This is a genomic window from Streptomyces sp. NPDC051740 (assembly GCF_044453165.1).
Lineage (GTDB): Bacteria > Actinomycetota > Actinomycetes > Streptomycetales > Streptomycetaceae > Streptomyces > Streptomyces atrovirens.
This window is the reverse complement of the sequence record NZ_JBITCL010000032.1, coordinates 46,149-55,613: the sequence shown is the minus strand read 5'-3', so window position 1 is coordinate 55,613 and position 9,465 is coordinate 46,149. Positions and strand designations below refer to the sequence as shown.

Sequence of the window (9,465 nt, the reverse complement as noted above, 5' to 3'; positions counted from 1 at the left end):
CGAGCCCGCACCCGCACCAGCCCCCTGACAGCACTTCGCCCCGCCGCATAGCGGCGGGGCGAAGTGACCAGGCCCGAATTAACCAACAGCATCCCCGAGGGTGCCGGGCCCTCGGCGTTTCAGGGCCTGCCGTCCCGGCCGAGCCTGAGGTGGTGCAGCAGGAGTAACGCCGCCGCCATGTTGGCGGCCGGGACCTCGCCGGCGGCGACCAGGTCGGGGACCACTTTCAGGGGCACCCACTCCCGGCGGTCCGACTCGAAGTCGTCCACGGGGTGTCCGACGTACTCGCCCTCGTCGGACCAGTAGATGTGGTGCCGGGCGTCGGTGAGGCCGTTGCAGGGCTCCACGCTCATCAGGTGGTGCAGCGGCCCCGGCCGCCAGCCGGTCTCCTCCTCCAGTTCCCGCGCGGCGGCCCGGACGACGTCCTCGCCGTCCTCGACCACTCCGGCCGCGAGTTCCCATCCCCAGCTGTCGGTGATGAAGCGGTGGCGCCACAGCAGGAGGACCTCGTTGGCCTCGTTGACCACCGTGGCCACGGCGACGGGCCGCAGCCGGATGAGGAAGTGGTCGAGATGCCGGCCGTCCGGCAGTTCGACATCCGCGAGATTGACGCTGAACCAGCGATTTGAGTACACATTCCGTTCGTTCCGCTTCGTCCACTGCACGGTTCTGCCACCTTCCGACGGGTAGGGGGCAATATCGCAGCAGCGGTGGTCCGCCAGGCAGGCGCACGGGAGGCAGCCCGTGGCACAGCGGCGGGCGCGGCGGAGGCGCGCGGCCGGGCACGGGTGCCTTGAACACCGGGCCCGTGCTACAGCGGTACGCGCAGTGACCCGTCGATGAGTTCGGCCGCCTCGGCGGTGCCCGCGCAGCCGCTGCGGACGAGGTGCTCGCGCACCTCGCGCAGTCTGTCCCGCAGTCGCTGCGACTCCATCCCCCGGGCCTGCTCGGCCATCTGCACCGCGATGGCCACCGCCTTGTCGGCGTTGCCCCGGCGCAGTTCGATGGTGCTCAGCATGGCCAGCCGGTGCACCCGGCCCCGGTCGTGCGCGGGGTTGTCCACGGCCGCCGCGTGCTCCCCGGCCGCCGGTGGCCCGGTGCAGCTGGCGGCCGGTGGCGTCGGTGTAGCGGCCGCGCAGCAGCGGGGCGGCCTCGGCGTCGAGGAAGCCGACGATCCGGGCGCGGGTCGCGACGCCGCCGGCCTTGCGGTACATCTGCTCGTAGTGGGTGCGGGCGGCGCGCAGCATGTCGAGGTCGCCGGAGGTGACCCGGTGCCGGCCGCCGCGGGAGACGTCCACGTCCTCGGGCGGGTTCTCCCACTCCCATACGGGCATGACGGCGGGCGTGCCGGTGACGGCGGGGGCGCCGAGCAGGTGCGGGCGCCGCTGCTGGTCGGAGCGCCACAGCGCGGTGGCCCGCTCGACGAACCCGCAGAGCGAGCCGGTGTGCGGGGCGGAAGGTTCGCCGGGTACACCGAGGCCGATGTCGTCGAGGGTGACCTGGCGGTGCAGCCGGGCGGCGAGCACCTCGCAGATCAGGTCGGGCACCTGTCCCCGGGGCCGCTGTCCCTTCAGCCAGCGCGCCACGGCGGTGTGCTCGTAGCGGAGCGACAGGTCGCGTGCCCGTCCGGCCTGGTTGACGTGCGCGGCCAGGCCCGCGTGCGAGATCCCGGCCTCGTCCAGGATCGCGTCGAGCAGAGAATTGGGCTGCATTCAGGCCCCCCGGTGGCTCGGTGCCGGACAGAGTAGTGGCTGTGCGTTCACACGGGGTGTGAACGGAGTGCTCGAATCCGCAGTGTGCGCGCGCTGTCGCCGAACGTGTCCGGCCGGTTGACTGAACTGCCTCGAAAGAGGCCGGCCGGGCCGTCGGCTCCCCCTCGTACAGTGCGGCGGCCCGTTTCCACGCCGTCCGCCCTGCTGCCTGCCCGACACTCCGTGGCGGGACGGACGGCGTGGCGCCGCCGGTCGTACCGGTCACGCCGGCCGCGCCGGGGACCGGAGGCGGCTCGTCGGGTGCGGGTGCGTGGTGGCGCGCGGTTCTGTGGGGGTGCCTCCCACATGCCGCTCGTTCCTCAGGACCAGCAGGGCCACGTCGTCCTTCGGCGGGCCGACGGTGTGCCGCAGCAGCGCCGTGAGGACCGTGCACAGCACGGACCGGGGTGTGAGCGGGTGTTCGCGCGCGGCCTCGGTGAGGACGTCCCGCAGCGGGAAGAACCGGCCCTCGGCGTCCCGTGCCTCCTCGGCTCCGTCCGTGTGCAGGACGAGCGCGTCGCCGGGGAGCAGGGGTCCGCAGGGCACGACGGGGAGTTCGGGCGGCAGCGGGAACGGGCCGAGCGGCGGGAGCGGATCGGTACGGGCGAGCGGTTCCACCCGTGCGCCGGTCAGCAGATACGGCCAGGGGTGGCCGCAGTTCAGGGCCCGTACGCCCCCGTCCGGGAGGATCTCCAGCAGCAGGACGGTGACGAACTCCTCGCCGAGCGGACCGTCCTGGGCGGCGGCGCCCGTCGGGTCGTGCCCGTTGTGGGCGCGCTCCCGCAGGTGCCGGGCCATCGCCCGCTCCAGCCGGCGCAGCACACCGGCCAGTTCGGCCTCGTCGTGGGCGGCCTCGCGGAAGCTGCCGAGGACGGCGGCGACGGTCGTCACGGCTCCGAGGCCGTGGCCGCGGACGTCACCGATGACGGCCCGTACGCCGTGCTCGGTGGCGACCACCTCGTACAGGTCGCCGCCGATCCGGGCTCCGGGGTCGGCGGCGAGGTGGACCGCGGCGGCGGCCAGGCCGTCGACCCGCGGGGGCGGCGGCCTCACCAGCGCGCTCTGCGCTGCCTCCGCGGCCCGGCGGGCCAGCCGCAGTTCACGCAGCAGCCGGTGCCGGACGTGCATCACCAGGCCGGTGACGATCGCGCACATCACGGCGCTGCTGACGAGGCGCGCGCCGAGGGCTTCGTCGTGGGCGAGCGGGCAGGTCAGCCGGTAGGCGACCGCGGTGGCGCCCAGCGCCGTGGGCACCGCGAGGGTGGGTACCCGTGAGGACAGGAACCGGGGTGGCACCCTGCGGGGAGCCCCGGGCTTGAAGCGGATCATGCCGATGGCCCCCCATATAGGCCCGGACAGCGCAGACCGGCCTCGAGAGGCCGGTCTGATTCTGTCGACCGTATGGCCTGATCCGGACGTATCGATCCGGATAGTCACCCGAATGAGTGAGGTGACCGGTGGGGGGAGGGGAACGGGGGGGGGGGGGGGGGGGGGGGGGGGGGGCCGCCCCCCCCCCCCCCCCCCCCCCCCCCCCCCCCCCCCGTTCCCGGCGGTTATCGGCCGCGTGGGCCGGTCTCTGTGCGGTTGTCCTCGCGGGCGGCTGTGGGGCTTTTGTGTTTTCGCCCCCGCCGCCCCTTCCCGTCCCGTCCCGTCCCCGGGGGCTGTGCCCCCGGACCCCCTTGTCCTCAAACGCCGGACGGGCTGATGGTGCCGGACGGGTTGGATCAGCCTCTCAGTACCGCTCCGGTGCGGTCGCCCGCCAGGGTGACCGCCGATTCCCGGGCCGCCGAGGCCTCGTCGACGGTCAGGGTGCGGTCGGTCGCCCGGAAGCGGAGTGCGTAGGCCAGGGACTTGCGGCCCTCGCCGAGCTGTTCGGCGTTCTCGTACACGTCGAACAGGCGGATGGACTCCAGCAGTTCACCGGCGCCCTCGCGCAGCGCCGCCTCGACGTCCGAGGCGGGCACGAACGCGTCGACGACCAGCGCGACGTCCTGCGTGGCGACCGGGAAGGTGGAGATGCCCGGCGCCTGCGGGGTGTCGTCGCCGACCTGCTCCAGGGCGTCCAGGTCCAGCTCCATCGCGCAGCTGCGCGCGGGCAGGCCCAGGGTCTTCAGGACGCGCGGGTGCAGCTCGCCGGCGTGGCCGATGATCCGCTCCTCGCCGTCGACGGTGACGGTCAGCTCGGCGCAGCGGCCCGGGTGCCAGGGACCGTACTGGCCCTTGCGGACACCCAGTTCGGCGCCGGCCTCACGGGCGACGGTCCGGGCGGCCTCGACCGCGTCGGCCCAGTCGGCCGCGCGGCCCTTGCCCCACCAGCCGGCCTGCTCGCGGGCGCCGGTCAGCACGACGGCGACGTGCCGCGGCTGGTCGGGCAGCGCGGCGTCCAGCGCGGCGATGTCGGCCTCGCTGGGGCGCCGGTCGACGGGCAGGTTCGCGGCGGCCCGCCGCTCCTCGCGCGGCCGGAAGACCAGGCCGGTCTCGAACAGCGCGAGGTCGTGCGAGCCCCGGCCGTCGTTGCGGCGCAGCGCGCCGAGCAGGCCCGGCAGCAGCGAGGTCCGCAGCGCGGGCTCCTCGTCGCTGAGCGGGTTGACCAGCTTGACGACGCGGCGGGCCGGGTCGTCGGCCTCCAGGCCGAGCTGGTCGAAGACCTGCTCGCTGACGAACGGGTAGTTCAGCGCCTCGACGTAACCGGCCCCGGCCAGGGCGCGGCCGATCCGGCGGTGCAGGCGCTGGCGGGCGGTCAGGCCGCGGCCGGCCGGCGGCTTGGGCAGCGTGGAGGGCAGGTTCTCGTAGCCCTCCAGCCGGATGACCTCTTCGGCCAGGTCGTTGGCGTCGGTGAGGTCGGGCCGCCAGGACGGCACGGTGACGATCAGCTCGTCCTGCCCGTACACATCGCAGCCGACCTCCTGGAGGCGGCGCACGACGGTCTCCCGGCCGTACGTCACGCCCGCGACCTTGTCCGGGTGGTCGGCGGGGGCGGTGATGGTGTGCGGCGCGGTCGGGGCGACGACCTCGGTGACGCCGGCCTCGGCGGTGCCGCCCGCGAGCAGCACCAGCAGGTCGACGGTGCGCTGCGCGGCAGCGGCGGCGGCCTGCGGGTCGACGCCGCGCTCGAAGCGGCGGGACGCCTCGGAGGACAGCTTGTGGCGGCGGGCGGTGCGCGCGATGGACACCTGGTCGAAGTGGGCGGCCTCGATCACCACGTCGCCGGTCGACTTCTCGAGGTCGTCGTGGTCGGCGATCTCCGTGTCGGCGCCGCCCATGACACCCGCGAGGCCGATCGGGCCGCGGTCGTCGGTGATGACGAGGTCCTCGGCGTGCAGCTTCCGCTCGACGCCGTCGAGGGTGACGATCTTCTCGCCCTCCTCGGCCCGGCGCACACCGATGGTGCCCTGGACCAGGGAGCGGTCGTACGCGTGCAGCGGCTGGCCGAGCTCCATCATCACGTAGTTGGTGACGTCGACGGCGAGCGAGATCGGACGCATGCCGACCTTCTGCAGCCGGCGCTTCAGCCAGATCGGGGAGCGCGCCTCGGGGCTGAGGCCGGTCACCGTGCGGGCGGTGAAGCGGTCGCAGCCGACCGGGTCGGAGACCTGCACCGGGTAGCCGAAGGCGTTCGGCCCGGGCACGTCGAGGAGCGCCGGATCGCGCAGCGGCAGGCCGTAGGCGATGGCGGTCTCGCGGGCGACGCCGCGGATGGACAGGCAGTCGCCGCGGTTGGCGGTGACGGCGATGTCCAGGACCTCGTCGACCAGTTCGAGGAGCTCGATGGCGTCCTTGCCGACCTCGGTCTCCGGCGGCAGCACGATGATGCCGTGCGTGCCGTCGTCGCCCATGCCCAGCTCGTCGCTGGAGCAGATCATGCCGTGGGAGGTCTTGCCGTAGGTCTTGCGGGCGGAGATCGAGAAGCCGCCCGGCAGGGTGGCGCCGGGGAGGACGACGACGACCTTGTCGCCGACGGCGAAGTTGCGGGCGCCGCAGACGATCTCCTGGGGCTCACCGGTGCCGTTGGCCCGGCCGACGTCGACGGTGCAGAAGCGGATCGGCTTCTTGAAGCCCTCCAGCTCCTCGATGGTCAGCACCTGGCCGACGACGAGGGGGCCCTTGAGGTCGGCGCCGAGGTGCTCGACGGTCTCGACCTCGAGCCCGGCCGAAATGAGCTTGGCCTGTACGTCACGGCCGGTCTCCGTCGCCGGCAGGTCGACGTACTCCCGCAGCCAAGAAAGCGGGATCCGCATCAGATCTCCATCCCGAACGGCCGGGTGAACCGGACGTCACCCTCGACCATGTCTCGCATGTCCTCGACGTTGTGGCGGAACATCAGCATCCGCTCGATGCCGAACCCGAAGGCGAAACCGCTGTACTTCTCCGGGTCGACGCCGCAGGCGGTGAGCACCCGCGGGTTGACCATGCCGCAGCCGCCCAGCTCGATCCAGCCCTCGCTGGAGCAGGTGCGGCAGGGACGGTCGGGGTTGCCGACGGACTCGCCCTTGCAGACGTAGCAGAGCATGTCCATCTCGGCGCTCGGCTCGGTGAAGGGGAAGAAGTTCGGCCGCAGCCGGGTCTTCATCTCCGCGCCGAACAGCGACTGGACCATGTGGTCCAGGGTGCCCTTGAGGTCCGCCATGGTCAGGCCCTCGTCCACGGCGAGCAGCTCGACCTGGTGGAAGACGGGGGTGTGCGTGGCGTCCAGCTCGTCGGTGCGGTACACGCGGCCGGGGCAGATCACGTAGACCGGCAGCTCGCGGTCGAGCAGGGAGCGGATCTGCACGGGCGAGGTGTGGGTGCGCAGCACGACACCGGATTCGGTGCCGCCCTGAGGACCCTCGATGAAGAAGGTGTCGGCCTCTCCGCGGGCCGGGTGGTCCGGGCCGATGTTGAGGGCGTCGAAGTTGAACCACTCGGCCTCGACCTGGGGGCCCTCGGCGACCTCGTAGCCCATGGCCACGAAGATGTCCTCGATGCGCTCCGACAGCGTGGTGAGCGGGTGGCGGGCGCCGGCCGGGACGCGGTCGTAGGGCAGCGTGACGTCCACGGCCTCCTCGACCAGGACGCGCGCGTCGCGCTCGGCCTCGAGTTCGGCCTGACGGGCGGCGAGGCCCTTGTTCACGGCACCGCGCGCCTGACCGACGCGCTTGCCGGCGTCGGCCTTGGCGTGCGGCGGCAGGGCGCCGATCTCGCGGTTGGCCAGCGACAGCGGGGAGGTGCCGCCGGTGTGGGCGACCTTGGCCTCCTGGAGCGCGTCGAGCGAGTCCGCGGCGGCGAAGGCGGCGAGCGCCTCGTCCCGCATGCGCTCGATCTCTTCCGGTTTCAACGCCTCGACCTCGACAGGGTCGTACGACTTATTCGGTGCCGACATCTCTTCCCGTGCTTCCGGTTGGCTGGCTGATGGTCCCCGTCATCGACTCGTGGACGAATCCCTGGTGACGTCTCGTCTTTCGTCCTCGGGACGCAAAGGTGCCAAAAGCCGAGTCTAACGGGGTGAGGGAACGCGAATGCGCCCGCGGGGGCCGTCGGGCGTCTCAGGTGAGATACGCCGGTGCCGCCACGGGCAACGTAAATCGGAACTGTGCGCCGCCGCCGGGGGCGCGTCCGACCGTGATGGTGCCGCCGTGGGCCTCGACGATGCCCTTGACGATGTACAGCCCGAGGCCCGTCCCGCCGCGCTTGCTGCCCCGCCAGAAGCGGGTGAAGACGCGGTTCATGGACTCCTCCGGAATGCCGGGCCCCTCGTCGCTCACCGTGACCGACGTGCCGGTGTCCTCCCGTTCGCGGGGGGACGCCGAGGGCGTGATGTCAATCGTGACGGTTCCCTCGCCGTGCCGCACCGCATTTTCCAGCAGGTTGCTGAGCACCTGGTCGACCTTGTCGGGGTCGGCCCACAGGTCGGGCAGCGGGTGCTGCACGCGGAGCAGGAAGCGGTCGGCCCGCTGTCCGGCGGCGACGTAGGCCTGGATGTGCCGTCCGACGGCGGCCCCGATGTCGACGGGCTGGCGGCGCACCTCCAGGCGCCCGGAGTCGATGCGGGATATGTCGAGCAGTTCGGCGATGAGCCGGGTGACCCGGTCGGCGTCGGCGTCGACGGTCTCCAGCATCAGCCGCTTCTGGTCGTCGGTGAACCGCTCCCACTTGGCCAGCAGGGTGGCGGTGAAGCCCTTGACGGAGGTGAGCGGGGAGCGCAGTTCGTGGGCGACGGTGGCGATCAGCTCGGCGTGGCTGCGCTCGGTGCGGCGCCGGGCCTCGGTGTCGCGCAGGGTGACGACGACGCGGCGGACGGGGCCGGTGGGTGCGGTGCGGACGTAGCGGGCGGAGACGAGGACCTCCCGGCCGCCGGGGAGCAGCAGGTTGCGTTCGGGCTGGCGGACGCGGATGGCGAGGCCGCCGTAGGGGTCGGTGAGCTGCCACCAGCGGCGGCTCTCCAGGTCCTCTAACGGCAGGGCGGTCTCCAGCGGCTGCCCGAGGGCCTGCTCGGCGGGGACGGCCGTGATGCGGACGGCCGCCGCGTTGAAGCAGATCACCCGTCCGTGCTCGTCGGCGACGACGAGTCCGTCGGGCAGCTGGTCGGGGTCGATGCCGAGTTCGGCGAGATCACCGGGCCGGGGCGCGGGCGGGCGCGCCGCCCGCCGTGCGCCCGGTGCGCTGCTCGTGCCGACGCTCATCCCCGTACCCCACCTCTCGGAACGTCCTCGGGGCGCCCCGTGCTCGAGCCCTTGCCGAGAGCTTGGGGGAGGGTCCCCGGGCTGGTCACCCTACTAGTTCCCGGTGACGGAGCGGCACCCTCCGGCGGCGCGCTGTGCACGTGCCGACGCGTAGAGACATACGGCGGCGGCGGTGGCGAGGTTCAGGCTCTCCGCCTTTCCGTGGATGGGGACGCGGACGACGGCGTCGGTGAGGGCGCGGGTCTCCTCGGGCAGGCCCCAGGCCTCGTTGCCGAAGACCCAGGCGGTGGGGCCGCCCATGGTGCCCTTGTCGAGCTCGTCGTCGAGGTCCCGGTCCCCGGCGCCGTCGGCGGCGAGCAGCCGCACGCCCGCGCCCCGCAGTCCGCTCACGGCCTGTTCGACGGGGACGCCGACGGCGACGGGCAGGTGGAACAGGGAGCCGACGGAGGCGCGTACGGCCTTGGGGTTGTACAGGTCGACGGAGGCGTCGGTGAGGACGACGGCCTCGGCTCCGGCGGCGTCGGCGCAGCGCAGCACGGTGCCGGCGTTCCCGGGGTCGCGTACGTGGGCGAGGACGGCGACGAGCCTGGGCCGGGCGGCGAGGATCTCCTCGAACGGCGTGTCCAGGAACCGGCACACCCCGACGAGCCCCTGCGGGGTGACGGTGGTGGAGATGTCGGCGATGACGTCCTCGGAGGCGAGGTGGATCCGTGCGCCCGCGTCGCGGGCCGCCCCGACGATGTCGGCGTACCGATCGGCGGCCTCGACGGTGGCGAACAGCTCGACGAGCGTGTCCCCGTGGACGGCGGCCTCCCGCACGGCCTGCGGCCCCTCGGCGAGAAACAGCCGCTCCTTCCCCCGGAAGTTCCGCTTGGCAAGCCGCCGAGCGGCACTCACACGGGCAGAGCGGGGAGAGATCAGCTCAGGGCTGACGGAGGCCATCTTCTTCGTCACCTTCGGGAGTACTCAACACGCGGCCGTGCAACTCCCCAGGGGCGCGGGGAACTGCGCGACCAGCCACAACGGACCCGCAGCCGAACGACGGCCGACGAACC

6 protein-coding genes and 1 pseudogene are annotated in these 9,465 nt (G+C 73.1%); all 7 read right to left on the bottom strand.

Annotation, left to right across the window (positions count from 1 at the left end; translation table 11 throughout):
- Nucleotides 1-119 precede the first annotated feature (119 nt).
- Entirely contained in the window at nt 120-665 is a 546-nt protein-coding gene (locus ACIA6T_RS33190; protein WP_399450230.1) for an NUDIX hydrolase, read from the bottom strand.
- A gap of 146 nt (nt 666-811) precedes the next feature.
- Nucleotides 812-1,712, bottom strand: a pseudogene (locus tag ACIA6T_RS33185) (hypothetical protein).
- A gap of 261 nt (nt 1,713-1,973) precedes the next feature.
- Nucleotides 1,974-3,080 carry a PP2C family protein-serine/threonine phosphatase gene (locus ACIA6T_RS33180; RefSeq protein WP_399450229.1) on the bottom strand — a complete coding sequence of 369 codons (1,107 nt, stop codon included), beginning with the start codon at nt 3,078-3,080 and terminating at the stop codon, nt 1,974-1,976.
- Between the two features lie 395 nt (nt 3,081-3,475).
- Nucleotides 3,476-5,989 carry a phenylalanine--tRNA ligase subunit beta gene (gene pheT / locus ACIA6T_RS33175; RefSeq protein WP_399450228.1) on the bottom strand — a complete coding sequence of 838 codons (2,514 nt, stop codon included), beginning with the start codon at nt 5,987-5,989 and terminating at the stop codon, nt 3,476-3,478.
- Entirely contained in the window at nt 5,989-7,110 is a 1,122-nt protein-coding gene (gene pheS / locus ACIA6T_RS33170; protein WP_399450227.1) for a phenylalanine--tRNA ligase subunit alpha, read from the bottom strand. The genes pheT and pheS overlap by 1 nt, the downstream gene beginning before the upstream one ends.
- 163 nt (nt 7,111-7,273) lie before the next feature.
- Complete coding sequence (locus ACIA6T_RS33165) at nt 7,274-8,410, bottom strand: ATP-binding protein (protein ID WP_399450226.1); 1,137 nt, start codon at nt 8,408-8,410, stop codon at nt 7,274-7,276.
- A 93-nt stretch (nt 8,411-8,503) separates the two neighbouring features.
- Nucleotides 8,504-9,352 carry a TrmH family RNA methyltransferase gene (locus ACIA6T_RS33160; RefSeq protein WP_399450225.1) on the bottom strand — a complete coding sequence of 283 codons (849 nt, stop codon included), beginning with the start codon at nt 9,350-9,352 and terminating at the stop codon, nt 8,504-8,506.
- Between the last annotated feature and the right edge of the window lie 113 nt (nt 9,353-9,465).

Coding starts and splice junctions, on each gene's coding strand:
- ACIA6T_RS33180 (WP_399450229.1), bottom strand. CDS start 3,080: ATGATCCGCTTCAAGCCCGGGGCTCCCCGCAGGGTGCCACCCCGGTTC.
- pheT (WP_399450228.1), bottom strand. CDS start 5,989: ATGCGGATCCCGCTTTCTTGGCTGCGGGAGTACGTCGACCTGCCGGCG.
- pheS (WP_399450227.1), bottom strand. CDS start 7,110: ATGTCGGCACCGAATAAGTCGTACGACCCTGTCGAGGTCGAGGCGTTG.
- ACIA6T_RS33165 (WP_399450226.1), bottom strand. CDS start 8,410: ATGAGCGTCGGCACGAGCAGCGCACCGGGCGCACGGCGGGCGGCGCGC.
- ACIA6T_RS33160 (WP_399450225.1), bottom strand. CDS start 9,352: ATGGCCTCCGTCAGCCCTGAGCTGATCTCTCCCCGCTCTGCCCGTGTG.